The sequence below is a fragment of the Modestobacter sp. SSW1-42 genome (genome assembly GCF_046635825.1).
Classification (GTDB): domain Bacteria; phylum Actinomycetota; class Actinomycetes; order Mycobacteriales; family Geodermatophilaceae; genus Modestobacter.
Genome location: NZ_JBISCA010000005.1, coordinates 16,724 through 42,550, shown reverse-complemented (window position 1 = coordinate 42,550; position 25,827 = coordinate 16,724). Strand labels below are relative to the sequence as shown.

The window sequence follows — 25,827 nt, the reverse complement described above, 5'->3', positions numbered from 1 at the left end:
GGCAATCGCTGTGCTTGGTGCTCCCGGTGATCACGAGGCCCGACCGCACCGTCTGGTGGTGGGCCGGCCCCGCGCTGGCGTGCTGGCCCTCTACTACGCCTTGTGGGTTCGCTACGTCGCGGTGGGGCTGGCGGGGGCAGCGCTGTATCGGCCGTTGTGGGGACTCCCGGTACCCATGGCGGTCCTGCCCGTTCTGGTGTTCCTCCTGGTCGCCGCCTGGTTGAACAACGCCTGGATAGCGGTCGCCGCCTTGGTTCTTGCCGCCGGACACCTCCCCGCGGCTGCCCGCATGCCCGATCCGTAGACGAACCGCGGTGACTGGGCGACGCAGTGCCATCCGAGGGCGGTGGCGCTGCCTTCATTCCTGACGCCTTGAGTCCTGATTGTGGACACGCTGAACCCGGGCTTGGCCATACCGGTGCGCGACGGGACTGTTTCTGGGAATCGCTCGACTTGGACTTTCACTATCCGGCGGTGTGTGCGCAAGCATTCTCTAGGGCTACGGCGATCGCGCCCATGAGCGGTGCTCGCGCTCCCAACTGTCCCGTCGCTACGTGTGCGACGCCCAGCGACCTCGCCGCGGCCGCCGCATGGAGCGACGTCCGCACGGGAGCAAGTAGCAGGGTGTCAGCGTCGGCCAGTTCACCGCCGATGACGACGAGTGCTGGATTGAGCAGGTCGCACACTGAGGCCAACGTCGCCCCCAGGTGATGGCCTGCTTCTGCGAGTACTCGACGCGCGAGCTGGTGACCATCGCGAGCCGCGGTCACCAGGTCGTCAATCGTCTGCTCACGGTCGTTCCCGTAAACATTGGCGAGTAGAGCCGGGCCCCCAATCATCGCCTCCAGACACCCGCGTTTGCCGCAGACGCAACGTGGGCCGAGCGGGTCTGTGGTGACGTGTCCGATCTCACCGGCACTTCCACCAACGCCTCTGTGCAGTCGCCCATCCAGGATCAGGCCGGCTCCCACTCCGGTGGCAACCTTCACGTACACCACGTCGGTGAACCCCTCAGCCGCACCCCAGGTCCATTCACCGAGCGCCCCGAGGTTTGCGTCGTTGTCGATCGACACCGGAAGCTGTTCAGGGAGACCCAGAGCCTGCATGACCACTGTGGGGGCTCGTGCGACGGTGCCGCGGGTGCCGAAGTCGTGAAGGGCGTCGGCGGTCGTGGGGGCCGGCGGGTGTGCCGTGCCGACCAGCCACGGCACACCCATGCCGACGCTGACCAACTCGCCGAGGTCAACGCGTGCTTCGCGCAGTACGTCTTCGATCACGCCCGCGGTCTTGGTGAGGACTTGGTCCTGTGGTAACCCCGCGACAAGCGCGAGTTCGCCCTCGATGAGGATCGTGTGGTCCGGTCCGACGAGCGCGGCGCGCACGTGTCGCTGACCGACGTCGATCCCCAGCACGATTCCGGCCCTGCGGGAGAGGGCGATGCGTGTGGCTGGTCGTCCGCCGCTCGATCCGGGAGGGGAGAACAGACCGGGCATCTCCATCAACTCGCCGACGGCGGTCAGTTCGGCTACCAGGGTCGACACCGTTGATGGGGCCAGCCTTGTCTGCCGTGCGAGCTCTGCACGTGAACACGGGCCGAACCACCGGAGCGCAGCCACGACCCGGTCGCGCGCGCTGCGGTTGCCCCACCGTTGCGAGGTCCTCATCGGCGGCAGCACGTGCCGATCCAGACCAGGCGAGCTCGGGTTCCCGTTGCGCTCTACTTCATCACCCGCTCTCATCACTCCTGACTCTGCACGGGCCCTCTGCGACGACACGCGCGGGGTTACGTCGATTTCGACCAAACGTGGTTAGAGGGCCGGGAAGTCGGGCAGTCGGGCGGGGCGACCTTGCAGCGCCGCTTCGAGAACACGGAGCAACCTCCTCAAGTTCGTCGCTGAAGTCGCTGACTCTTGCTGTGACTGGAGAGCCGGTGCCTCGACAACACCCGCCCCTCAAGTATCGGCGCCCATCGAGCGCCTTCCGTTTGGAGACTTCCGTGAGCCAACCTGAGCAGCAGCAGACCCCGCCCGGCACCACCGCCGCCATGGACCCCAAGCCCGATCACGGTGAGCAGAGCTATCGGGGGAGTGGCCGTCTGGCCGGCAAGAAAACGGTGATCACCGGTGCCGACAGCGGCATCGGGAAGGCAGTGGCCATCGCGTACGCCCGTGAGGGCGCGGACGTGCTGATCGCCTACCTGGACGAGCAGAAGGACGCCGAGGACACCAAGCGCTGGGTCGAGGAGGCCGGCCAGCAGGCAGTGCTGGTGCCTGGCGACGTGTCCGATCCCGCCCACTGCCGGGCGATCATCGCCAAGGCGGTGGAGGAGTTCGGCAGGGTCGACGTCCTGGTCAGCAACGCCTCGACGCAGCGGACCCACACCGAGTTGGAGGACATCTCCGACGAGGAGTGGGACATGACGCTGGCAACCAACCTGTCGGCGTTCTTCCACCTGACCAAGGCGGCCGTTCCCCACATGCCGTCGGGTGGATCGATCATCGCGACGACATCGGTGAACTCCGACACCCCGCCGCCGCCGCTCCTGCCCTACAACGCCACCAAGGCCGGCATCGCCAACATGGCCGCCAGCCTGGCCGGGCTGCTGGCGAGCAAGGGCATCCGGGCCAACAGCGTCGCACCCGGGCCGATCTGGACCCCCCTGATCCCGGCCACCATGCCCGCCGAGCAGGTGAAGAGCTTCGGCTCCCAGGTGCCGATGGGGCGCGCCGGCCAGCCCGTCGAGGTGGTTCCGCCCTTCGTCATGCTCGCCTCGGACGAGGCGAGCTACATCTCCGGTGCCCGGATCCCGGTCACCGGAGGTTCGCCGATTCTCTGAGCGGCAACGTTCCGTGGACATGTACCCCTTACGGCTGACCGCACCGGCCAAGCCGTTGGTCTTCGGCGGCCAGGCCATCGCCCGCCAGCTCGGGAAAGCCGGCATCCCGAACTGGGGAATCGGGGAGACGTGGGAGTGCAGCGACGTCGACGGCAACATCGGCGAGGTCACCAACGGACCCCTTGCCGGCCGGTCGCTGCGCCAGCTCGTGCAGGAGGTGCCCGAGGAACTCATGGGTGCAAGCTGGAGCGGCGAATTCTTCCCGGTGCTGACCAAGTTCATCGACGCGACCGGCAGCCTGCCGGTGCACCTGCATGCCGATGACGAGACCGCACAGCGGCTGGAAGGCCAGGCCAACGGGAAGACGGAGGCCTGGCACATCCTGTCCGCCGCTCCGGGAGCGACCGCGTTGTGCGGGCTCAAGGCCGGGGTCACTCCCGAGCAGCTGCGCGAGGCCCTGGAGACCCAGGACTTCGACGCGGTCATGCGCCGGCTACCGGTCCGGGCTGGGGAGACGATCTACGTTCCCGGCGGCACGTTGCACAGCTTCGGCCCCGACACCCTGGTCTATGAGATCGAGCAGACCTCCAACATCCAGCAGCACGCGATGCGCTGGCACATGGAGGACGGCTCACCCGTCGACGACGAGGAGTTCACCGGCAACCTGCAGATGCTCCAGGAGGAGATCAAATTCGACCCGAAACCCGATTTTGGCCCTGGACTCGCCATCCGAATGGGGGACGGGGTGGAGCGGGTATTCCTGTGCGCCGGCCCGTACTTCGCCCTCGAACGGTGGCACGCCGGCACAGCAGCGCCACTCACCCACACCTTCCAGACCGCTCAGATCCTGAGCAACGTCGGGGCGCCGGTCACGGTCACCTCGGGGCAGTGGTCGGAAATCCTCGGCCGCGCCGAATCACTGCTCCTCCCGGCGACCCTGGGACAGGTGCAGATCACTGGACCGGCAGACGTCCTGTTCGGCTATCTGCCCGATTTGGACCGCGATGTCCGCCAACCCCTCGCCGCGGCCGGCTACGGCACGAAGGTGATCGCCCGCCTCGGCGAGGGCCTCGACTGATCCCCGCACATCCCGCGCCACCATCCACGAGAACGGAGTTCCACGATGAGCAGCCAGCTGACGATGCAGGACCCGACCACGCGCTTCCCTTCTCCACAGGACACAAATTTTGTGCAGCAGCAGGAAGGGCCCGGCCAGCAGCAGCAGATGTCGCCGCGGCCCGACTCCGGCGAGCAGAGCTATCAGGGCACCGGCCGGCTCACCGGGCGCAAGGCACTGGTCACCGGCGGTGACTCAGGCATCGGCCGGGCGACGGCGATCGCCTTCGCCCGCGAAGGCGCCGACGTGGTGATCAACCACCTGCCCGAGGAGGAGTCCGACGCCCAGGAGGTCGTGCAGCTGATCCGGGACGCCGGACGCACGGGCGTGGCCATCGCAGGAGACCTCAGGGACGAGGCCTTCTGTCAGCAGCTGGTGCAGACCGCCGTCGACGAACTCGGCGGCCTGGACATTCTGGCGAACATCGCCGGACGGCAGCAGTACGTCGAGGACATCACCCAGCTCAGCACCGAGCAGTTCATCGACACCTACACGACCAACGTCTTCGCGCTGTTCTGGCTGTGCAAGGCAGCCATCCCGCACATGCCCCCGGGCTCGACGATCATCAACACCGCATCCTTGGAGGGTTACCAGCCCAACCCCATCCTGCTGGACTACGCCTCCACCAAATGGGCGATCAACGGCTTCACCAAGTCCCTGGCCCAGCAGGTGGTCAAGAAGGGCATCCGGGTCAACGCCGTGGCGCCCGGCCCCGTGTGGACCCCCCTGGAGGTCTCCGGCGGCCAGCCGCCGGAGGCACTGAAGTCCTTCGGCGCCAGCGAGTCGCCGATGGGCCGGCCGGCCCAGCCGGCGGAGATGGCACCGGTGTTCGTGTTCCTGGCCAGCCCGGAGTCCAGCTACGTCAACGCCACCACCATCAGCGCCAACGGTGGCGTGCCCACCCCTTGACGCCGTCGCGATGCGGCGGGCCCGGCCGCTCCTCCGCGACGGCCGGGCCCGTTCTCGCTCACCCACAGGAGATCGCATGTCATTCGTGACCACCAACGACGGCGTCCGCCTGCACGTCGAGGAGCGCGGCAATGGCCGCCCGCTGGTGCTGCTCCACGGCTGGACATTCAGCGGTCGGTTCTTCGACCGCAACGTCGAGGCTCTGGCCCAGCACGCCCGGGTGGTGACCGTCGACCTGCGCGGGCACGGGGACTCCGACAAGCCAGAGCACGGCTACCGGGTGGCCCGGCTGGCCCGGGACCTCTTCGACGTCCTGGAGTCTGTCGACCTGGTCGATGCGACCGTGCTCGGCTGGTCACTGGGCTGCCCGGTCATCTGGTCCTACCTGGAGCTGTTCGGCCCCCACCGGCTGGCGCAGGCGGTGTTCGTCGAGCAGACCCCGCGCCAGTACCTCGCTGTGGACTGGCCCTGGCACCACGCCCAGTCCTTCGACGACGCCGCGCTCGCTGCGATGCAGGCACAGGTCGCCGCCGACCCGGCCGGCCAGGATCGCCAGCAGCTGCAGACGATCATGCGCACCGAGCCGACCGACGCCGAACGCGAGCTCTTCCTCGCCGAGATGGCCAAGTGCCCGCCGCGGGTCCGGAACGCGGTGATGGCCGACCACACCCGGCACGACTGGCGCGACCTGCTGCCCACGATCGACCTGCCCACGCTGGTGTGCGTCGCCCGTCAGGATCGGGTGTTTGATTGGCGCGGCCCGGCCTGGGTCGGGGAACACGTGGCCGGTGCCCGGACGGAGTTCTTCGAGGACAGCAGTCACGCGCTGATGCTCGACGAGGCGGACCGCTTCAACGACGTCGTCGCCGGATTCCACGTCGGGATCCGGTGACCGAGGCCGGTGGAGTGCGGGAGCGCTCGCCGGTGGATTCCTGGAAACAGGCGGCAATCTCCGTGGCCATCGGCGTTCTCGTCGGCGCGATGGCCGTCCGGTGGTTCCCGCCGTCTCTGTTGCCGTTGATCGCCTGGAGCGCAACTGCGGCCGTCTACCTGGGCTGGGTTTGGGTTACAAGCTGGCCCTGCGACGCGGCTGTAACCCGCCGGTTGTCCCGCCACGAAGATCCGTCACGTAAGGGCATCGCTGTCTTTCTAGTGGTGGCCTCGCTGATCAGCTTCGGGGCGGTCGCGGTGGCGCTAACGGGGTCCACCAGCGAGCAGGTAGGCACCCGGGCGCTCACGATCGTCCTGGCACTCTGCACCATCGTGCTGTCCTGGGCCTTGATCAACACCGTCTACGCCCTCACCTACGCACGGCAGTACTACGAGGACGACGGGGGCATCGACTTCAACACGGATGTACCTCCGTCCTACAGCGACTTCGCCTACCTGGCATTCGAAATTGGCGCGACGAATGGGGTGACTGATACCGCCACTCAGAGCACGAGAATTCGCCGGACGGCCCTGGGTCACCAGCTGCTGTCCTACCTGTTCGGTACCGGCATCCTCGCCGTGGCCATCAGCCTCATTCCGAATCTGGCGCCCTGATCGCCTTCCGCCCTTGACCGTTCCCCAGGAGGCCCCGCTCATGAGCGACCTACAGACCTTGCCGTTCCCTTTCGGGGTCAATCAGTTCACGACCCTGCCGTGGTCCTTCGAGGATGACGTCCGGAATTACGCACGCCTGGGCGTCGACGCGATCGAGCTGTGCGAGGTGAAGCTGGACGACGCTCGGCGGGACGAGCAACTGGCCCTGCTGGCCGACTCCGGCCTGACCGTCAGCTCGGTGCAGCCGAAGGTCCGCACCGTCGTCGCCAGCGCTGGACAACCCGAGCCGAAGGGCCGGGAGGAGCGGCTGGCCGATCTCGAGCGCAGCATCGTGCAGCTCGCCCCGCACGCGCCGGGCGCGGCCTTCGTCACCAACACCGGCCCGCCGCCCGGCAACGGCGACATCGCCGAGGCGATCGCCCAGACCATCGCCGACCACCGGCGGCTGGCCGCGGTCGCCGCCGACTGCGGGGTACGGATCGCTCTCGAGCCGCTGAGCCCGGTCTCGATGAACCAGGAGACCTGCATCTGGACGTTCCGGCAAGCACTGCATGTCGTGTCCGAGGTGGGACGCGACGAGCTCGGCATCTGCGTGGACCTGTGGAACCTGTGGCAGGACGGCGACCTGGTCAGCGACCTGCAGAGTGCGCCCGACCGAATCTTCCTGCTGCAGGTCAGCGACTGGCGCACGCCACGCTCGGGAATGGATCGGCGCAGCGTGGGAACCGGCGAGATCCCGACCGGCCGACTGCTGCACGCCGTGCATGACGCCGGTTACCGGGGCCCGTGCGTCGTGGAGATCTTCAGCGAGAATGTGCCGGACTCGCTGTACGAGAGCGACCTGGAAGCACTCGTCCGGGACAACCGCGACGCGCTCGAGCACGCCTGGACAATGGGGTGAGCAGCCCGCGACCGAACGCGGCCCGGCAGGCCCTGGCGGCGCGCGCCACCCTCGGCGGGTGGCACCCGGTCGAGTGGGCGTGCGAGTTCGCCGGGACAGCCCTGCAGCTCGGTGCCGCCTTCTGGCTGGTGGCCGCCCTGGAGAGCCCGCTGTCCCCGCTCAACAAGGCGATCCCATGGCCGACGGTGCGGCTGGCGCTCATCGGCCTGGGCATCGGGGCGCTGGCCTGGGCGGTGGCGCTCTCACCACTGGGCCGGCGCAGCGGCGCCCACCTCAATCCGGCGGTCACCGTCGGGTTCTGGGCCCGGGGAGTCACCCACGTGCACGACCTGGTCGGCTTCATCCTCGCCCAGGTGGCCGGCGCGACACTCGGCGCGCTGGTGTTCGTGCTCACCGCCGGCTCGTGGGCACGGACCGCGGGATACGCGCGCACCGAGCCCGCGGTGGGGCCGTGGACGGCGCTGGGCGTCGAGGTGGCCATCTCCTTCGTCCTGGTGCTGGCCATCCTGCTGTTCGCGTCCTCGGCGCGCACCCACCGGTGGACACCGGCCATCGCCACCCTCGCCCTCACCGTCCTCATCCCTCTCGGCGGACCGCCGACCGGGGCGAGCATGAACCCGGCCCGCACCCTCGGACCCGATTTGGTAAGCGGCAGCTTCCCCGCCCTGTGGGTCTACCTGCTCGGGCCGATCGCGGGAGCACTGCTGGCCGCTGCGGCCTTCCCGCTGCTGGCCGGCGGACGGCGCGTCCTGACCGGCAAACTGCACCACGACCCGGCGTACCGCAGCGTGCACACCGATGCCCTCCGTTGACCGGGCCTGCGCCTCCGATGTGTCTGGAGTCGGCTCTCATGTAGGTAGTGGTGAGGACCAAGGCGGCTGAACACGAGCAACGCCGAATCAGCAAGGAAGCGGTCCGCAGCGTCCAGCTCGTCATCTGCCTGGCCGGCTTGAACCAACGGCGTTTCACGAAGTACGTCCAGGCAACTGGAGCGAGAACAGCGGCGCGGGCCAGCGTCAGGTGGCGGCCGTGGGTGGTGACCGAGTCCGAGCGGGTCGTCGACGCAGTGGAGACATTCCTTGGAACGAGGTGATGGCCGGTTGAATGCGAACGGCGAACACCGGCGTTCAATGTCCACACCGCCGCTGGTGAGAGCTGCCGCTCGCGCGGGACGACCGCGCAGCGTGGCACATCGGGTCACCGGCGCGCTGTTGACAGTGCTGCAGTGCGGCGTGGCCAGCGCGGCCGGCTGGTGGATGGCCGAGGCCATTCTGGGACACCAACAGCCGGTCTTCGCCGCGACCGCAGCGGTCATCTGCCTCGCGGCCGGGTCCGGGGGCCGAGCGCGCCAGGCGGTCGACCTGCTCGCCGGGGTGCTGGCCGGCGTGCTGGTGGGCCAGCTCGTGCGCACCGTGCATGCCGAACCTGGCGTAGTCGGGACACTGGTCGCGGTCACCGCCGCGATGCTGATGGTCTCACTGCTGGACACCAGACCTCTGGCGTTGATCCAGGCCGGCTCCTCCGCGCTCTTCGTGCTCGTCCTGCCGCCGGTGCAGACGCCGTTCGTGCGGCTGCTCGACGCCGCCGTCGGAGGAGGGATCGGCTTACTGGTCAGCCAGGTGCTGCTGGCACCAGACCCGGTACGGCTGGTTCTCGAACCTGCCTGCTCGATCCTGGACGACGTGGCAGCAGCCTTGCGAGCTAAAGACGCGGTCGAGGCGGCCGAGCACGCGCGCAGCGCCATCACCCGACTGGGGCAGCTCACCACCACCCAAGCCACGGCCCGCGACGTAGCCGCCCGCACGATCCGGGGCCGACTGCGCACGGCCCGGCTGCAGGAGCTCAATCGTGACCTCGCCGACCTCCATGTCCTTTGCGCGGCGACGATCCTGCACACCGCACGGCCACAGGATCCTTACCGGGCATTCACCCAGTGCGCCGAGGACCTTGGTGCAGCTGCAGATGCGCTCGGTCAACCAGGTGGACGAGCGGGTGGAGTCATTCGCGAAACCGCTCACAGCCTCTTGGCCCCGGACGCGACTCACTGACCGCGAGGTCCGCGGGAACGGAAGCCGAGCTCGACCCTCAGCCGGGGGCGCACGTTGATGGACTTCAGTGGAGTCTTTCAGGTGGTAGGCCACCGGGACTCTGGCCTAGTTGACCCCCTGGCGGTGTCGACGTCGTGAGGCCACCGCGTCAGCCATTGCGGGAACGTGCCGAGGAGCTCCAGGGAAGGGGCTCATCCGACGAGTCCAGCTCTATCGCGGTCACATGGTGACGCAGACCATCGAGAAGTTCGCTGGCTGATGCTTGGTTCGATGCTCGGAACCGTGTCGTCGAGGCACGTGCGTCGCGGGTCCTAATCCGAGGGTTGGAAGACCTTCGGCGCGGGGACGGCGTGTCGCACGTGCATCCGGTGGGCAGAGCATAGCGAGCTGCAGTCGTCGACCGGGGGAGCACCACGTGAGCGGACAGGTCGTTGTCGTCACCGGGGCCAGCGCGGGGATCGGCCGTGCGACGGCCGTCGCCTTCGCCCGGCGCGGGGACAAGGTGGCGCTGCTGGCCCGCGGGGAGACGGGGCTCGCCGCGGCGGCCGAGGACGTCAGGACGGCCGGGGGCACCCCGCTGGTCGTGCCGGTCGACGTCGCCGATGCCGCGGCGGTGGACGCCGCGGCGGACCGGGTGGAGGCCGAGCTCGGGCCGATCGACGTGTGGTGCAACGTCGCCTTCAGCACCGTGTTCGCGAAGTTCGAAGACATCAGCGCCGCGGAGTTCGCCCGGGTCACGCAGGTGAGCTACCTGGGCTTCGTGCACGGCACAATGGCGGCGCTGCGCCGGATGAAAGCCCGGGACCGCGGGGTGATCGTGCAGGCGGAGTCGGCGTTGGGCCGCCGCGGCATCCCGCTGCAGAGCGCCTACTGCGGGGCGAAGCACGGCATCAAGGGGTTCACGGAGGCGCTGCACACCGAGCTGCTGATCGACAAGAGCAACGTGGCGGTGACCATGGTCTACATCCCGGGCGTGAACACCCCGCAGTTCCAGTGGGTGCTCAACAAGTTGCCCGAGCGACCGCAGCCGGTCGCGCCGATCTACGCTCCGGAGCTGATCGCCGACTGCCTGGTGCACGCCGCGGAGCACCCGCGCCGCCGCGCCTGGTGGGTGGGGATCCCGACGGTCTACACGATCATGGGGAACATGGTCTGGCCGCAGTTCCTGGACTGGTACCTGCAGCGCACCGGGGTCTCCGGCCAGCAGACTGGCGTCCCCGCCTCGGCCGATCCGGAGGTGAACCTCTGGGAGCCCGCCGACCGCGAGTGCGACTTCGGCGCCGACGGGGTGTTCAGCGACAAGGCCTGGCACCGCGACCCGCAGATCTGGGCCAGTCAGCACCACGGCGCGGTCGCGGTCACCGTGGTCGCCGGGGTGATCGCCGGGATGACCGCCTTGATGCGACGAAGTTGAGCATCGGCTGGCCAGGGCGCTGACTTCGAGCGCGCCCGACCTTGGTTCCTCAGTCACGACGCCGTCGCATTAGGGCACTGCCATCGAGAAGGGCCGTAACGTCGTTCGGGTCGTCGTCCTCCGAGACACCCGCACGGCTGAACCCTCGGCCAGCGAATCGTCCTACCCGACAAGCGTCACGGAAGCCGCCGAATGATCTACTGGGACTGCTGCACGAGATAAATGACCTGCCGGCTCCGTCGGCCGTTGTGGCGGCGCAACGCGCTTGTTCGCTCGCGTTGTGCTTCCGATCGCGGATCTCATGCCGGCGCTTAGTCAGCTCGACCCCCCTGCGGTCTGCGCGTCCCAAGGCAGCACTCCGACGATGGTCCACATCGGGTCCGGCTCGACGCTGGGCTCAGTCATCCGGACCAGCCCAAGGGAGAGAACGTCCCAGCGGTCGGGGACGTCGATGACGCACTCTCGGGTATCGCTCTCCCCGGGCAGCGGCGCGTGCCGGAAAACGCCGACGGCGAAGGCGACGCGGTGGCCATCAACGAACGGGGTCGGCTGGAAGCGCCACACGGCTCGCGGTTGTCCCGCCTGCCGGATCGTGTCCTCGCGGAGAGAGATCTCCTTAGTCACGCCGGCGGCTTACCACTCGTCGCCGTGCAGGGAGACCGTCTGCGTGTCGCGCAGTGACTTGGCTGTGATGTAGGTGTCCTCGGCGTTGGTCCAGACCAGCCACCCGCCAGCAGGACAGACCGGCGTGCGGGCCGTCCTGGAGGCGGAAGTTGAAGCGCAGGGGCGGGCTCTTGGCCACGTCGACGACCGGAGCCAGGGGATCCGACGATTAGCGAGCATGTCCTCCGCGAGGTCGTCGGGAGCACCCGACGACGTACGAACCGTGCCGATTGGCACGTCCAGGAAGCGGCTTCTGAGCTGACGCTCCAACGAGCGTTGATCGGCGCTTCTCATTGGATGAAGGGCTACCGAGAACGCCGCTGCTGAACGAGGCGCTCGTGCGAGCTTGTCCCGGTAAACCCGTCCGGTTGCCATTCCCGCTGGGGGGCGTCACGCAGGCCCCGCCTCCTTGCAGGGCGGCGAAGTTTGTACCAGCGATTGCACCGCGTATGTCACCCCGGCGAGCCGCTCCGTCACCCCTCCGCCGGCACCAGCACTCGGGCGGTGGATAGGCACGGCCGCGCCATGGCGCTGGTCACCTGTCGCCGAGTCGTGCTCGTCCCGATGTCACCCCGGTCGGGGGTGACGGTTCCTTGAACGTCTCTTCGGAGCGTCGACGGCATCGCACTGATGCCGGAGGACCCGAAGATGTTCTACGACCCCACCATCGTCGGCAGTTGGCCGGCGCTAGCCGCACGGCTGGACGGCGACGCCGTCCTGACCCGCTGGGCACAGGCCGAGCCGGACCTGGCCGAACTCACCACCGTCCCGGAGCTGCTCGCCGTCTGGTCCAGGGACGCTGAGTCTGACCGCACCGATGTCGTCCTCGCCGCGCTGGTCCGGTTGGCCGCCGTCGATGGCGGCCGAGATGACGACGCCCTGCTGCTGATCCTGCACCTGCTCAGCGGCCTGGTATGGACGATGGCCGCGCAACTGAGGGACCTCAGCCCCGAAATCGTCGCCGTGGTGGTCGGCGAGCTCGCCTGCCAGGTGCGGCGCTACCCCTGGCAACGGCGTCCGCGCGCGGTCGCCGCGAACCTGGGCGCCGAGACGCGGCGGATGGTGCTCCACGAGCTGCGACCCCGGAGCCGACGGCACCCCGAGTGGGGAGAGCTCCTCACCGCCGACGGCGACGTCACTCGGCTGGGTCGAGCCACCGCCTACGACAAGCGGGAGGACCTCGACGTTGCCGACCTGCTGCAGTGGGCGGTGCGGTCCGGGGTCGACGCCGGTGACGTGGCGCTGCTGGTCGCCACCGAGTACGCCCGAGCCCTCGGTGAGCGCAATGCCGACCAGCAAGTGGCCGCCGCGCACGGCATCACGACCCGCACCCTGTACCGCCGGCGGCGCCGCACGCTGAGTGGCCTGCGCGACGTGGCTCCGCAGTACTTGGGGGCCGTCGCGTGACCGCACCCCTGCCCACCGTCGGCGTGACCGATCGCGACTCCGGCAACCTCGGGGGCCACGGCCACCTTCTGTCCGTCGCGGAGATCCAGCAGGTCCTGCGAGAGCTGCAGGCCCGAGGGCCACGACCTGACACCGCAGGGATCACCGCACCGTCGCTGCGCCCGAGCAACGGCAGCTTCCAGCGGCCCGCGCCGACGAGCAAGTCGGTTCCGGTCGCGCGACGTCCGAGAAGGGCGGGGGCGAGCCCGCCGGTTCGAGGCCGGAGTGACACCGAGAGGGAAGGGCCTGTCGGCGGGGGTGATCGAGCCGCCGGGACCAAGCAGCCCAGGGCTCACCGCGGTGAGCTGGAAGCCGGCTGGATCGGGGTCGTGGCCGCTCACGCCGGCGCCGGTGCTTCCACGGTGGCGTTGGTGATCAGCGACGCCGCGGCAGCGGACGGCCAGCGGGTGCACCTCGTCGACACAGCCCATCCGTTCCGGTCCGGGCTGGTCGCCGCGGCCTCGGAGGAGCTGGGTACCGACGCCACCGGATCTTGGCGGCGCGGCCTTCGCAGCGGCGTCACCATCGACCGCCGCGCCACCGACACGGCATCCGGTGACTGGCCGGTCCCTCCGGTCGCCGACAGCCCGCCGCTGACCGTCATAGACCTCGGTTCCGCCGCTCCGCAGAACCTGACCCGTCTGGCCGGCCGCAGCCGTGCCGTCGTCGTCTGCCGACCCACCGTGCCCGGGGTGCGGCTGACCGAGCAGCTGCTGGAGCAGCTGGGAGGGCGACCGGTTGTGGTTGCCGCCGTCGGTCCACGCCGGTGGTCCGGCGAGGTCACCGGCAGCCTGGGCCCTCGCCTGCTCGCCCTGCGGGCCGCCGGTCGCGTGGTGCCCGTGCCGATGCACCGGCGCCTCCAGGTCACGGGCCCCACCTCCGCACCGCTCCCCAAGCCTCTCCGCGGGGCCGGCCGCGCGCTGCTCGAGCTGCTCGACGACGGCCCTCACGGGGCCGCGGCCGAGGCGTCAGCCGCCACCGATCCCGTACTAACTCCGGAGGACACCCGTCGATGAGGACCCTGTTCGCCGACACACTGACGGCGGCCGCCGTCTGTCCGGCCGCACCGCCCGGGGTGCAGGTCTACGCCGACCAGATCCAGTCCTGGGTGAAGTGGGGCGTCCTGGCCATCTTGGGCATCTGCTTCTTCGCCAGCGTCGGGATGTTGGTCTGGGGGCGGGTCACCCACCATCCCCGCGGTGCCCGGCTCGGTATGGACGGCATTCTGATCTGCCTGGTCGGCGCGATCCTCTACGTCGTCGGATACGTCATCGTGCTCTCGATCGTCGGGACCGGCTGCTGATGGTGATCCGCCGAGGCGGCCGAGAGCCGGGCAGCGCGCAGTGGTCGCGACGGAAGTTGCTCGCCCTGCTGGTCATGGCAGCGTTGACGGCTGCGGTCCTGATGGCAGGCCTGGTGCTGGCCGTGGTCCACGCGGTCGCCCCGACTGGAGACGGCGGCGACGCCAGCGGCTCGGTCGTCAGCGCGACAGGCCCGGCGACGGAAGCTGATCCGACCGGCACGCTGCCCGCCGCCGAGGCTCGCGATGCGCTCGCCGCCAGGCGGATGCCTGAGGTGCCGGAGTCCGCCTCCCGCCCCGCGCCCCTCTCCAACCGTGACTCCGGCCCGCCGATCGTGCTGCCACGCGCGACCCACACTGGCCAGGCGGGCGTGCCGACCGGCTTCCCGCACACCGCCGAAGGAGCGATGGCCCAGCTGGCAGCCATCGACCAGGCCGCGCTGCAGTCCGGCTCGCTGACCGGCGCGCGCGACGTGGTCGCCGCCTGGGCGATGCCCGGTGGCCCGACGACGACGAGCTGGTCCGGCGTCCGGGCGATGAGCACGCTCCTCAGCGCCGCGGGCCTCTCCGGCGGAGGATCGCAGCAGCTCGCCGTCGTCCTCACTCCCCGCATGGGCCAACTCAAGGGCAGCGTCGGGACCGACTTCGTCGTGCCCTGCGTGGACTTCGAGCTCGACGTGACCCTGGTGCAGACCGCCCGCGGTGCAACCGCCGACTGCCAACGAATGGTCTGGCACCGCGGCCGCTGGATGATCGGACCGGGCGACGAACCCGCGCAGCCGCCATCGGTGTGGCCCGGAACCGACCTGGCGATCGACGTCGGCTACCGGGAGCTGCGTCATGGCTGACGCTCTCCGTGCCGGCGACGCGGCGGACGTAAGCACCAGTGTGCTGGCGATCGACCTGAACCCGATCAGCTGGCTCGGGGACGCCGCCTCCGCGGCCGTCGCTGATGTCTGGAAGGCCGCCATGATCGCCCTCTGGTCCGCCGGGCTCTGGCTGCTCACCCTGGCCTTCCAGATCATCGACGCGTTCACCACCCCGGACCTCTCTGCGGAGGGACCGATGGGGGCGGTGCTTCCGACGACGCTGTGGATCGGTGCGTCGGTCGCGGTGATCATGATGTTCGTACAGCTGACCGTGGCACTGATCCGCCGCGATGGACAGTCCCTGGGGCGGGTGCTACTGGGTGTGGCGCAGTTCGGGCTGGTCTGGGTCGGCTATCTCGGAGTCGCCGGCGCCCTGGTCACCGCCGCGGCCGGACTGTCCCGCGGGATCCTCCGGGCGATGCTGGACATCGACAGCCTGTCGGCCTTCGATCCCAGCAGCTCCTGGCCCCGCGAGGTGGTCGACACGACGGTGGCCACCGTCCTGGGCATCTCCTCGCTGCTTCTCCTCATCCCCGCCTCGTTCTTCTACCTGGTGATCATGTTTGTCCGGGAGGCGGCGCTCATCATCCTGGCCGCGACGGCTCCGATCTCTGCCGGTGGCCTGCTCAGCGACAGCACCAAAGCGTGGTTCTGGAAGAGCCTGCGCTGGTTCATCTCCTGCCTGCTCATCGCGCCGGTGGCTTCGCTGGTCCTCGGCGTCGGCGTCCAGCTCTCCGCCGGGGTGGTCGCGGGGAACGGTGACTCGACCGCCCAGGCCGCGGGAATGGCCATCGTCGGCGCGGTCATGATCGCGATCGGTGCGGTCTGCCCGCTGGTGCTGTTCCGGCTGCTGGCCTTCGTGGACCCAGGAACCGCATCCGGTGCGGCGTTGCGCCAGTCGTGGACCGATGCGGGCAGCCTGTCGGGTGTGCTGTCCGGTGGTGGCGGCCAGTCCGTGGGCAGTGTCGCCGCGGTGCGTAGCGGCGGTGACGGCCGGTCGGGCGGGGAGGCCGCAGCCGAGGCCCAGTCCTCGGGTCGGCTGGCCGCGATGTTCGGTGGGGTCGGCGCCGCGGTGGGTGCCGGCACCTCGCTGGCTCACCGTGCGGTCGCCGTCGGTGCGGACGTGCTCGGCTCGGCCGGCGTCGGCCACCCCGCCTATGGCCTGCCGCCCAGCGACGCGGGCAGCAGCCGGCGGGGCGGAGGCCGGTCGTCGAGCGACACGGGCGGAGGTCACGACGGCGGTTCCGGTGACGGTGGCTCGGCCGGTGGACCGGCAGCTGACGGTGGCAGTCCATCGACTCCGCCGCCGGGGCCACCGCCCTTCGATGGGGAACCCCCTGCCGGGACTCCACGGGCTCCCCGCGGGGGCCTGGCGGGCTGGGCACAGGAGGGGACGGCGGCCGGTGGTTCCGGCGGCGCCGCGGCTGCCCAGAAGGCTGCGACGGTGGCGCTGTGACGGCCCCGGCACGGCCGGTCCGGTACGGGTCGTGGTCGAAGGACAGGCAGGGCTGGTTCCTGGGGCTCGGCGGCGGGGCGTGGGTGGTGATCGCGCTGGGCGGCCTGCCGCTGTTGCTGGCCGCGGGCTCGGGCGAGTGGTTGCTGGCGCTGGGATGGGCCCCGGTGTGGGTGATCCTCATCGCGCTGGTCGCCGTCCCGGTGCGGGGCCGCTCGGCGTTCCAGTGGTCCTTGGAGTCCCTGCGTTGCTGGACGGGAGCCGTCCTGGGCTGGACGGACTGGCAGTCCAAGGCCGCCGCCGGAACTGCCGACGACCTCGACGAGGCCGACCTGCCCGGCGTGTTGTCGGGTATCCGGACGTACGACGGCCCGCCGTTCGGGCCGTTGCTCGTCCGCCCGGCCGTCGTGGCCGACCACCGGGAGCGCTCCTGGGCCGCCGTCGCCGGGATCACCCACCCCGGGATCGGACTGTCCGAGGCCGCCGCCCGCGCCCGATTGGGGGCGGGCCTGGCCGAGCTGCTCGAGGGCGCGGCGACCGCGGAGCTGGTGTCGGTGGTGGCCCTGCAGATCCGCACGCTGCCCGAGGACGGTGCCGAACGAGAGGCGTGGCAGCGCACCCATCTGCGCCGGAGCGCTCCGGGGTTGGCGCTGGCGGCCAACGCCGAACTCGCCGCGGTGATGACGTCCGCGGGAGTGCGCCACGAGGCATTCGTGACCGTCGTCGTCCCGGAGCGGCGGATCGCCCGCGCGGCCAAGGAAGCCGGCGGCGGCGTCGACGGCCGCGCGCGCGTCCTGTACGGGGTGATGGGCGAGATCGAGGCCCGGCTGGTCGGTGCCGTCGGCTGCACGAGCGTCACCTGGCTGGACTCTCCCGGCTTGGCCGCCGCCATCCGCACCGGCTTCGCGCCCGGTGACCGGGCCGGTCTCGCGGCGGCCGAGTTCGCCGCGAGCTCCGATCCGCAGGTCGCCGCGGCTCTGCCGATGGGCGCAGCCGGACCAACCGTCGCGCCGAACCCCGAGCGTCGCCACTACGCCCACGACGCATGGCACTCGGCCACCTGCACCGTCCTGCTGCCCGACAAGGGCGCCGTCATGGGTGCCCTGGCACCGGTGCTGACCCCGACGGCGGCGGGGGAGCGGCGGTGCGCCACGGTGTTCTTCGAGCCGATCAGCACGGCGAAGGCCGACCGCCTCGTGGGCAACGAGTCGATGAGCTCGGAGCTGGCGACCGAGATCCGACGTCGCGGCGGGTTTCAGGTCCGCGCGTCCCACCGCCGCGACGCAGCCCGTGTCGAGGGCCAGGACGTCCGGCTCGCCGAGGGAAACGCGCTCGTCCGCGTCGGCATCGCCGCAGCGGTGACGGTGCCCGGGACGTGGTCGATCACCGACTACGGCCGCCGGCTGGAAGCGAGCATCACCGGAAGCGGATTCAATCCGCTGCGGCTGGACCTGGCTCAGGACTCCGGCTTCGCTGCGGCCTGCATCCCGCTCGGCATCGGTTTGCCTCGACGTCGGGGCACGAAGTGATCGGCCGACCCGCCGGGCGCGTGCGGGGGAGGGGAGTGGCGAAGCTCGTCTCGGACTTCGGCCACCGACTGCCGCCGGTCGCCTCACTTCCGGCTCTGCCGGACGACCGCGACCCCTTCTCCTTCCTGGTCGGCCGGCGCGGCCGGACCGGTCAGGCCACGGGCTGGTGCCCGGTGCCCGCGCCGCTGGCTGTCTACCGGATGACGTCGGAACAGGCGGGTGGGGTGTGGCCGCTGATCGCCGGCAACGGGCTGCCTCCCACCGGCGCCGTGCTGGGCATCGACTACCTCTCCGGCGGCGCCTTCTCCGTCGATCCGATCGGCTGGACGCTGCAGGCGATCGCCGGCGTCACCAACCCGAACATGATCTTCTTCGGAGCCCCCGGCCGCGGTAAGTCCGGCACCGTCAAGATGTTCGCCCTGCGGCAGATGGCCTACGGCTACCGCACGCTGGTCCTCGGCGATGTCAAGGACGAGTACGAGCCGCTCTGCCGGGCGCTGGGCGTCCAGCCGCATGCGGTGGGTCACGGCCTGCCCGCACGGATCAACCCGCTGGACTTCGGACCGCTGGGCAACGACTGGACCCAGCTGCCCCGCGCGGAGGCACAACGCCGCGCAGCGATGGTGTTCTCCCGCTGGCTGCTGCTCATCCGCGGTCTGGTCGGGTCCCAGCACGTGCCGTTCGGGCCCACGGCCGAGACCGCCGTCGGCCAGGTGATCCGCGGCCTGACCGGCTACGCCACCGGCGCCGACCGAATGCGCGAGATCACCATCCCGCAGGTGTGGGAGGCGCTGCGCGCCCCCAGCGCCGAGCTGGTCGACTCCTGCCGCTACGCGACAAGCCAGCAGTTCCTCGACGACACCCGACCGGTGCGCGACGCGCTCGGGGCGCTGGTCACCGGACACCTGGCGGGCCTGTTCGACGCACCCACCACCATCTCCGTCGACTGGCGCGCCCCCATCCAGTCCCTGTCGCTGTCCCGGTTGGACCCGCTCGGCGACGAGGCCGTCGGCGTGGCCCTGACCTGCCTGAACTCCTGGGGCCGGGCGATGACCCAGCTCGCCGAACCTGGCGACCTGCGGATCGTCATCCGCGACGAGTGCTGGAAGCAGATGCGACTCGGCGCCGACGCTGTCCGGTCGCTGGATGCGGACCTGCGCTTGTCCCGCAACGACGGCTGCATCCAGGTCGTCGTCGCGCACAAGCCGTCGGACATGCTCACCGTCGGCGACGCGGGCAGCCAGGCCGTGGCGATCGCCAAGGACCTCCTGCACCTGTGCGCCACCAAGGTGCTGCTGGGTCAGGACGACCAGATCGGCGACGAGCTCTCCGACCTGCTCGGACTCAGCCCCATGGCCGAGCGCATCGTCACCGACTGGGCCGCCGCCGCCCGAGGGAGGGCGCTGTGGCTGGTCGGCAGCCACGTCGCGAAGGTGCAGACGGTCCGCACCTCGATCGACGTGGCCCTGACCGACACCAACGACGCCATCGCGACCTCCACGTCCGGGTCCGGCGTGGAGGCAGCTGCGGTGGCCGCCCGCCGGGCGGGGGTGGCGTAGCCCATGGCAGGAACGGACGCCGGCCGAACGGCGACGGCGGCGGGTGCGGCAGTCTTCATCCTGCCCCTGCTGGCCATGTCCACCGTGCTGCTCCTCCTCGGCGGGGCAGCGTCGAGCGAGACCCACCCCGACACCACGTGTGGGGCCGGTGGCACCGGGGCCGCAGTTGCCGGCATCGCGCTGGACGCCGTCCAGATGGGTCACGCGCGGACCATCGCCGACGTCGCCGCCGCGCGTGGCCTGCCCGCGCATGCCGCAACGGTGGCGCTGGCCACCGCCTGGCAGGAGTCGCGGCTGCGCATGCTGGCCAACGACGGCAGCAGCCTCGAGCTCACCGCTGAGCAGGCCGCGGTGACCGCCGCCAGCCTGAGCTATCCGCACGACGGCCTCGGGTCCGACCACGACAGCGTCAACACCTTCCAGCAGCGCTGGATGGCTGGCTGGGGCACCGTCGCCCAGCTGATGGATCCCGTCTACGCGGCTGAGGCGTTCTACACCCGCCTCGTCGACGTGCCCGGCTGGGAGACCATTCCGCTGACCCAGGCCGCGCAGGCCGTGCAGATCTCGGCCGCCGGCGGCGCCTACGCCCGCTGGGAGCCGCTCGCCCAGCAACTCACCGCGATGCTGTGGCCGGGTTCCCAGCCGGTGGATGCGGACACGGTCGGGGCGGTGGACGGCGTCTGCCCGGGCCTGTCGGTGCCCGACGGAGCGTGGGCCCGCCCCAGCGCCGGCGTCCTCACCTCCGGCTTCGGACCGCGATGGGGCAGCCAGCACGCCGGCGTCGACCTGGCCGGCCCGCGCGGCAGCCCGGTGTACGCCGCCGCGGCCGGCACCGTGCTCACCGCCGCGTGCACCAGCGCCTTCTGCGACCGCGACGGCGGCCTCGACCTGGCCGGCTACGGCAACCTCGTCGAACTCGACCACGGGGACGGAGTGACCACCCGCTACGCCCACCTCTCGGGCTACACCGTCACTCCCGGGCAGCAGGTTCCGGCCGGTGCGCTGCTCGGCTTCCAGGGCTCCACCGGCAACAGCACCGGCGTCCACCTGCACTTCGAGGTCCGCCTCGACGGCGCACCCGTCGACCCGGCGCCCTGGCTCGCTGAACACGGAGTCGACCTGTCCCTCCACGCGGGGGCCGGCGCGTGACCACACCGCCCCGGCGTCGCGATCCCCAACCGATCGGTCGAGGATGGGAGCTGGCCGTCGTGGCAGCCGGGGGCACCCTGATCGCCGTCGCCCTGGCCGCCCTGGCCGGACTCGGGATCGCCTCGGCGTTGTGGGGCGGCGGCTGGGTGTGGCCGCACGGCACCGACACGGTCGTGCGAGTCCTTGGTGGACTGCTGCACGGCCACCCCGGCCGCGGTCTGCCGCCCGACCAGCTGCGCCAGGTCGCCGGGCCCGTCCCGGCGTACGCCTGTATCGCCGCAGCCGAGCTCGTCCTGCTGAGCGGGGCGCTCACGACCGCCGTCCTGGCTGTTCGCTACCGGCGGCCCGGCGACGCCCGCGGCGGCATGGCCACGCGCCGGGAGGCCGAGCAAGCACTGGGGCTGCGCCAGCTCCGCGCCGGTCGCGCCGTCATCCGCCCGGACCGCTACCCGTCTCGACGCGGCCGAGGCCGCCTCCGCCGTCTGCTGTCCACAGGCGGCGATGCAGTTCGCCGTCGTGCCCACAGATCCGGCGCGAGCCCCTACTCGGGGTCGACCGGGCCACGACCGTCGACGGCGACATCTCGTCCAACCGTTCGTTCCGAGAAGGAGTCATATCGATGAGCTCGACCGACAACGGCCACCGGCCGGACCTGCTGACCGCCCGGGCCGAGGCTGCGGCGCTGTTCGCCGCCGCCGCCCGCAACGAGAAGGCCGGGCCGACAGCCCAGCTGCACTGCTTCACCGCGGCCACCACTCTGGCGCCCCCCGGCCCGGTGCCCGCGATGGCCGACAGCACCGACCCCGACCGGCTGATCGAGCAGGCGCTGCGCGTCCTCGGCAACCTGCCCGCGCAGGACTTCGCGCACCCCGACGTCCTCGCCGCCGCCCAGCACGGTCACCGCGCGCTCCGGGCACCGCGCTGATGGCCACCTCCCTCGGGCAGCTCCTCGAAGCCCTCGTCGACAGCGCCCACTCGGTCGACGAGGGCCCGGCCGTCCGTGCCGACGCCGCCACCGCGCTCGGCCACGTCGGCCGAGCGCTGACGCATCTGCGTCGCGACGGCGTCTCACCTACCGCCGGCGACCAGCGGGAACAACGCGTCGCCGCCCTGGCTACCGCCTGCACCGAGCTGGCCGCTCGCGCTCCGGCGACCGAGTCGACGCTGACCCGGATAGCGGCCGCCGCAGCCGACACCGTCGGGGTCCTCCACGCCCAAACCACGGTCGCCAGCCGGTGGGCCGCCGCCACTGCCGTCGCCGCGACCGCGACGCCACTGGCCGAGGTGATCGCCCGCGGCCTGCCCGCCGGCCCGGCGGCAGAGTGGCTGGCCGAGGTCAGGCACCAGGCGGTCCTGGTGCAACGAGCAGCCGCGCTCCAGCCGCCGACACGCACCGACGCCTCCATCCTCGACCGCCCCGTCCCGGGCCCCGCGGCCGATCGGACCGTCGATCCCGCAACCGTGGTTCCCGACGCCGTTGGCGTCCTGCTGCGCGCGACCGCTCGGGGCAGCGATCCACCCTCGGTCGCCGAGGTCTCGGCCTACACGATCGCCGCCCAGACACTCAGCTCCGCTGCCGAACGCCTCGGCGCGGCCGGCGCTGCAGCTGCTGGACAGAGCAGGGCGTCGGACGCCTGGCGTGCGGTACGTGTTGCTCTCCGTCCGTACGAGGACGGCAGCCGGCGTCCTCACGCGCACGCGCCGTCCGGCGTGACCGCAGCCGGACGGCTCCATGCCGTCCTGAGCGAGGCAGGGTCCGACCCGGCCACCTGGACGGCGTCGCTGCGCGCGTCGGTCGCGGCCGGTGCTCAGCACCTGCCGACCTTCGCGAACCAGTTGCTGTACCGCACCGTCCGGCACTGGGCCGATACCGGAACCCTGATCGGCTACGCCCGCGACATGCCGCCGCGCGACGAGCGCGTGGCGGCCTACCTGCGCGGTTATCAGCTCGGTGGGCTCGTCCGCGCCGACGCGGTCGACCTGCAGCCCGTCGCCGGTGCCCTGCACAACGCCCGGCTGCTGTCCCTCGCCGTCGCCGATCACGCCGCCGGCCCAGGTGTACGCGCGACGGCCGGCTTCCCGCAGCGGGCCTGGCTGGCGAACCGGGCGCTGCTCGACGACCCGCAGACGCCGGTCGCGCTGAGCGAGGCCCGCCAGCAGGCCCACCAACAGCTGCAGGCGGCCCGAGCCCGGCCCGGTCCGAGCCGGGGGCGCTGACGCGGTGCGCAGGCAGGCGTTCGACCCGACCGACGTGGGCTGGCGGCTGGGCCGGTCGCGGGCTCCGCACGGGGTGGAGCTGTGGTGCCGGTATGACCGCACCACCGGCGTCTACGGCGAGCAGGGGTCCGGCAAGACCCTCGACCTGCTCGCCCCCGCCCTGCTGACCCACCGCGGCGCCGGTCTGGCCACGCTGACCAAGCTCGACGACCTGCTGCTGACCGCCGGACGACGCCAGCAGCCACCGGATCCCGGGGACCCACCGCGCCCCATCGCGGTGCTCGACCCGTTCGGTGCCGCGCCCGGGCTGCCCGAGCTGGTGTGGGACCCGATCGCCGGTTGTGTGGACCCCCAGATCGCCGAGCGCCGAGCCAAGGCCTTCGCCGCCGGCACCGTCGCCGGGGCAGTCACCGGCGGCCGGCAGGACAACGCCGCCCGGTTCTACGCCGCGGAGACCGCGAAGGTCCTGCAGGGCTTCCTGCACGCCGCAGCACTCACCGGCCGCACCCTCGAGCACGTCCTGGAATGGGTCGCCAACCCGGTCGCCGCCGAGCAACCCGCCGAAATCCTGCAGCAGCACCCGCACGCCGCCCGGTTCTGGGACGGGCTGCTCGCCGGTGCACTGCACGGCAGCCCGGACACCGTCGGCAACACCGTCACCACCGTCCAGCAGGCAATGGCGCTCTTCTTCCAGCCCGAAATCCGTGCCCGCTGCGTGCCTTCGCCCGGACGGTCGGCAACCGATCTCGCCGACCTGATCGCCCGGCAGGGCACCGTGTACCTGCTCGGCCGGGAAGATCCCTACGCTTCGGCGGCGCCGCTGATGACCGCGGTCGCCGAACACGTCCTCGACACCGCCCTGCGAGCCGCCACCACCTCGACGCACGGGCGGCTGACCCCCTGCTTCCTGGCCTGCCTCGACGAGCTGCCCTCCACCACGCCGCTGCCCACGCTGCGGGTGCGCATGGCCAACGAACGTGCGCTCGGCCTCTCCTTCATCTACGCCGCCCAGACGTGGAAACAGATGGTCGTCTCTTACGGCGAGGACGAGGCCCGCTCGCTGTTCGGGCTCACCAACAACCTCGTCGTCTTCGGCGGCGGCAAGGACATCCACTTCTACCGGGAGCTGTCCGACCTGCTCGACGACGTGCGGATCAGCCGCCAGACCGTCACCGACGGGCCTGGCGGCGTCGGCACCTCCCGCTCCGGTGAGGACGTGCGGGTCCTGCGGCCCGGCGACATCCGCCGCATACGGGAACGCCACGCCTTGGTGGTCGCCGGCAACGCGCCACCGATCATCGCGCGGTTGCAGCGTTGCTTCGACGGCAAGGACGGCGAGCGACTGAAGCGGGAGCTGGACGCCGCACGAGCGGACGTCAACCGGGCCCGCGCCGACTCCTCGGATATTGGTGAGCGCACCGCTGCTGCCCTCGCCTATTCCCGCGACCACCGTCTCGGCCCGAGGCAGGACGAGGACACCGAGCGGCCGTTCGGATCGCTGCCCGGGGCGTGGTCGTCGTGATCGTGCTGCCGTTCCCACCGCCACCGCTCGCGGTCCTGCATGCTCTCGAGCTCCTGGAGGTCGCTCGGCGACGTGACCGTGGGGGAGCGGCCCGCACAGGTGCCGTTGCGGACCTGGAACGCCCCTGGGAGCCGGCCAGCTGCAGCGCCGAGCTCGGCGCTGCGGTCTGGAGCTGGTGCGACGACGTCGTCACGTGGATCAACCACGAGTACGCGTGGCGACCCGCGCAGATGGTCCCGGCCTGCTGGGCGCGTCATCCCCACATCGCCCGCGAGCTGCCCGTGCTGGCGGTCCTGCGCTGGACGGCGGAGAACGCTGCTGGGCCCGAGTCGGTGGAGGAGTGGAACCGCTACGCCTTCCCACTGTTCAGTGACCGCATGACCGAACGCATCGGAGAGAGCACCTGTCGCATCGGCAGGCACCAGGACTGGCCCGCCGAGAGCCGCTACATCGCGTCTCTCGACGCCTCGTCGCAGTGACCAGGGCGGAGGGCTCCAGCGGGGCACCGCGACGTGGCGGTCGCCGGGAAAGACGTAGCCCCGGCGACATGGCCAGAGGCCAGCGGTCCACCGGGGCTTTCGCGATCAATGTACGCGAGGATTGGGCGTCATGACAACGCCGACGCCCCCGACCTCTCCACCGGCCGGATCTTGGGTGGAGGCTTGGCTGAGTGCGCCGCGGTTCGCGGTCTATCTGACCGCCACCGGAGGGGATCGGGCTCGGGCGCTAGCCCTGTACGAGTGGAACGCCCAGCTCAGCGCTGCACTTCTGCACGACCTGGCGCACGTGGAGGTCGGGCTGCGCAACGCGTACGACGTCGCCCTCACCAGTCGCTGGCCCGGACCGCCGCACTGGAGTCTGGCGGGAAGCACCGTGTTCGCGCCGCTGTACCGCAGACGAGGACGACGCCGCGTCGACGTCAACGAGAGGCCTCGGGAGAGCCTGCGCCACGCGGTCGCCAACGCCGGTGGACCGGCCGCCCCGCCTGGCAAGGTCGTGGCGGAGCTGATGTTCGGCTTCTGGCGCTACCTCAGCTCCGCCGCGCACGAGAAGACGCTGTGGGTGCCCGCCCTGCACCGCGCCTTTCCACCGGGTACCGACCGTGCCGCCCACGTGGACGGACCCGTCGGTCGGCTGCACGACCTGCGCAACCGGGTGGCCCACCACGAACCTCTGCTGAGCACCGACGTCGCCGCGCGCCTGGCCGACCTGCTCGGCCTGGCCATGCGCGTGGATCCGCAGCTCGGACAGCACGTGCAGGCCACCAGCACGATTGCCAGCCTGGTGGCCACTCGGCCGTAATGCTCCATTCCACTCTCGCGCAGCCGCTACCGCGGCCATGTAAGCCGA

Annotated in this window: 25 protein-coding genes; 23 read left to right on the top strand and 2 right to left on the bottom strand. The window is 71.0% G+C overall.

The genetic code is table 11. The annotated features are described in order from the left end of the window. The first annotated feature begins 79 nt into the window (after positions 1–79). The gene (locus tag ACGBYP_RS17485) at positions 80–304 is read left to right on the top strand and encodes a hypothetical protein (protein WP_411586125.1); all 225 of its coding nucleotides are present in this window, start codon (positions 80–82) and stop codon (positions 302–304) included. A 160-nt stretch (positions 305–464) separates the two neighbouring features. Here the strand turns inward: ACGBYP_RS17485 and ACGBYP_RS17480 are convergent, their stop codons facing one another. Next, positions 465–1,541 (bottom strand): ROK family protein, encoded by a 1,077-nt coding sequence (locus tag ACGBYP_RS17480; protein WP_411586123.1) that lies wholly within the window; start codon positions 1,539–1,541, stop codon positions 465–467. Positions 1,542–1,996: 455 nt separating this feature from the next. Here ACGBYP_RS17480 and ACGBYP_RS17475 point away from each other — a divergent pair, with 455 nt between their 5' ends. From ACGBYP_RS17475 to ACGBYP_RS17435, 9 genes are all read left to right on the top strand, one after another. Then, complete coding sequence (locus tag ACGBYP_RS17475) at positions 1,997–2,836, top strand: SDR family oxidoreductase (protein ID WP_411586121.1); 840 nt, start codon at positions 1,997–1,999, stop codon at positions 2,834–2,836. A gap of 13 nt (positions 2,837–2,849) precedes the next feature. After that, entirely contained in the window at positions 2,850–3,914 is a 1,065-nt protein-coding gene (locus ACGBYP_RS17470; protein WP_411586119.1) for a class I mannose-6-phosphate isomerase, read from the top strand. A gap of 45 nt (positions 3,915–3,959) precedes the next feature. Continuing rightward, positions 3,960–4,862, top strand: a complete 903-nt coding sequence (locus ACGBYP_RS17465) for an SDR family oxidoreductase (protein WP_411586117.1) — start codon at positions 3,960–3,962, stop codon at positions 4,860–4,862. A gap of 76 nt (positions 4,863–4,938) precedes the next feature. After that, positions 4,939–5,754 carry an alpha/beta fold hydrolase gene (locus ACGBYP_RS17460; RefSeq protein WP_411586115.1) on the top strand — a complete coding sequence of 272 codons (816 nt, stop codon included), beginning with the start codon at positions 4,939–4,941 and terminating at the stop codon, positions 5,752–5,754. Then, positions 5,751–6,407: a DUF1345 domain-containing protein gene (locus ACGBYP_RS17455; protein WP_411586113.1), complete on the top strand. Its 657-nt coding sequence runs from the start codon at positions 5,751–5,753 to the stop codon at positions 6,405–6,407. Before ACGBYP_RS17460 ends, ACGBYP_RS17455 begins: the two co-directional genes overlap by 4 nt. 40 nt (positions 6,408–6,447) lie before the next feature. Then, entirely contained in the window at positions 6,448–7,308 is an 861-nt protein-coding gene (locus ACGBYP_RS17450; protein WP_411586111.1) for a sugar phosphate isomerase/epimerase family protein, read from the top strand. Beyond that, positions 7,305–8,120, top strand: coding sequence for an MIP/aquaporin family protein (locus ACGBYP_RS17445; protein WP_411586109.1), 816 nt, complete (start codon positions 7,305–7,307; stop codon positions 8,118–8,120). The genes ACGBYP_RS17450 and ACGBYP_RS17445 overlap by 4 nt, the downstream gene beginning before the upstream one ends. 372 nt (positions 8,121–8,492) lie before the next feature. Further along, entirely contained in the window at positions 8,493–9,356 is an 864-nt protein-coding gene (locus ACGBYP_RS17440) for an FUSC family protein (RefSeq protein WP_411586108.1), read from the top strand. 415 nt (positions 9,357–9,771) lie between these two features. Next, positions 9,772–10,770, top strand: a complete 999-nt coding sequence (locus ACGBYP_RS17435) for an SDR family oxidoreductase (protein ID WP_411586106.1) — start codon at positions 9,772–9,774, stop codon at positions 10,768–10,770. A gap of 315 nt (positions 10,771–11,085) precedes the next feature. Here the strand turns inward: ACGBYP_RS17435 and ACGBYP_RS17430 are convergent, their stop codons facing one another. Further along, positions 11,086–11,394, bottom strand: a complete 309-nt coding sequence (locus ACGBYP_RS17430; RefSeq protein ID WP_411586104.1) for a hypothetical protein — start codon at positions 11,392–11,394, stop codon at positions 11,086–11,088. A 669-nt stretch (positions 11,395–12,063) separates the two neighbouring features. Here ACGBYP_RS17430 and ACGBYP_RS17425 point away from each other — a divergent pair. The 13 genes from ACGBYP_RS17425 to ACGBYP_RS17365 all read left to right on the top strand — a co-directional run bounded on the left by ACGBYP_RS17425 (position 12,064) and on the right by ACGBYP_RS17365 (position 25,779). After that, a complete protein-coding gene (locus ACGBYP_RS17425; RefSeq protein ID WP_411586102.1) occupies positions 12,064–12,840 on the top strand; it encodes a hypothetical protein in 777 nt (258 codons plus the stop codon). Continuing rightward, positions 12,837–13,895 (top strand): hypothetical protein, encoded by a 1,059-nt coding sequence (locus ACGBYP_RS17420; protein WP_411586101.1) that lies wholly within the window; start codon positions 12,837–12,839, stop codon positions 13,893–13,895. The genes ACGBYP_RS17425 and ACGBYP_RS17420 overlap by 4 nt, the downstream gene beginning before the upstream one ends. Beyond that, positions 13,892–14,182, top strand: a complete 291-nt coding sequence (locus tag ACGBYP_RS17415) for a hypothetical protein (protein WP_411586099.1) — start codon at positions 13,892–13,894, stop codon at positions 14,180–14,182. Before ACGBYP_RS17420 ends, ACGBYP_RS17415 begins: the two co-directional genes overlap by 4 nt. Positions 14,183–14,238: 56 nt before the next feature. Beyond that, a complete protein-coding gene (locus ACGBYP_RS17410; protein ID WP_411586097.1) occupies positions 14,239–15,027 on the top strand; it encodes a hypothetical protein in 789 nt (262 codons plus the stop codon). Next, positions 15,020–16,504 carry a type IV secretion system protein gene (locus ACGBYP_RS17405; protein WP_411586096.1) on the top strand — a complete coding sequence of 495 codons (1,485 nt, stop codon included), beginning with the start codon at positions 15,020–15,022 and terminating at the stop codon, positions 16,502–16,504. The genes ACGBYP_RS17410 and ACGBYP_RS17405 overlap by 8 nt, the downstream gene beginning before the upstream one ends. After that, positions 16,501–18,030 carry an SCO6880 family protein gene (locus ACGBYP_RS17400; RefSeq protein WP_411586095.1) on the top strand — a complete coding sequence of 510 codons (1,530 nt, stop codon included), beginning with the start codon at positions 16,501–16,503 and terminating at the stop codon, positions 18,028–18,030. The genes ACGBYP_RS17405 and ACGBYP_RS17400 overlap by 4 nt, the downstream gene beginning before the upstream one ends. 35 nt (positions 18,031–18,065) lie before the next feature. Beyond that, entirely contained in the window at positions 18,066–19,589 is a 1,524-nt protein-coding gene (locus ACGBYP_RS17395; protein ID WP_411586093.1) for an ATP-binding protein, read from the top strand. 3 nt (positions 19,590–19,592) lie between these two features. Then, entirely contained in the window at positions 19,593–20,738 is a 1,146-nt protein-coding gene (locus tag ACGBYP_RS17390; protein WP_411586092.1) for a M23 family metallopeptidase, read from the top strand. A gap of 619 nt (positions 20,739–21,357) precedes the next feature. Beyond that, positions 21,358–21,663: a hypothetical protein gene (locus ACGBYP_RS17385; RefSeq protein ID WP_411586091.1), complete on the top strand. Its 306-nt coding sequence runs from the start codon at positions 21,358–21,360 to the stop codon at positions 21,661–21,663. Beyond that, complete coding sequence (locus ACGBYP_RS17380; RefSeq protein ID WP_411586089.1) at positions 21,663–22,955, top strand: hypothetical protein; 1,293 nt, start codon at positions 21,663–21,665, stop codon at positions 22,953–22,955. The genes ACGBYP_RS17385 and ACGBYP_RS17380 overlap by 1 nt, the downstream gene beginning before the upstream one ends. Positions 22,956–22,959: 4 nt before the next feature. Beyond that, the gene (locus ACGBYP_RS17375; protein WP_411586088.1) at positions 22,960–24,477 is read left to right on the top strand and encodes a type IV secretory system conjugative DNA transfer family protein; all 1,518 of its coding nucleotides are present in this window, start codon (positions 22,960–22,962) and stop codon (positions 24,475–24,477) included. Beyond that, positions 24,465–24,956: a hypothetical protein gene (locus ACGBYP_RS17370; RefSeq protein ID WP_411586086.1), complete on the top strand. Its 492-nt coding sequence runs from the start codon at positions 24,465–24,467 to the stop codon at positions 24,954–24,956. Before ACGBYP_RS17375 ends, ACGBYP_RS17370 begins: the two co-directional genes overlap by 13 nt. 175 nt (positions 24,957–25,131) lie before the next feature. Beyond that, on the top strand, positions 25,132–25,779 hold the full coding sequence (locus ACGBYP_RS17365; RefSeq protein WP_411586085.1) for a hypothetical protein: 648 nt from the start codon (positions 25,132–25,134) through the stop codon (positions 25,777–25,779). Positions 25,780–25,827 lie beyond the last annotated feature (48 nt).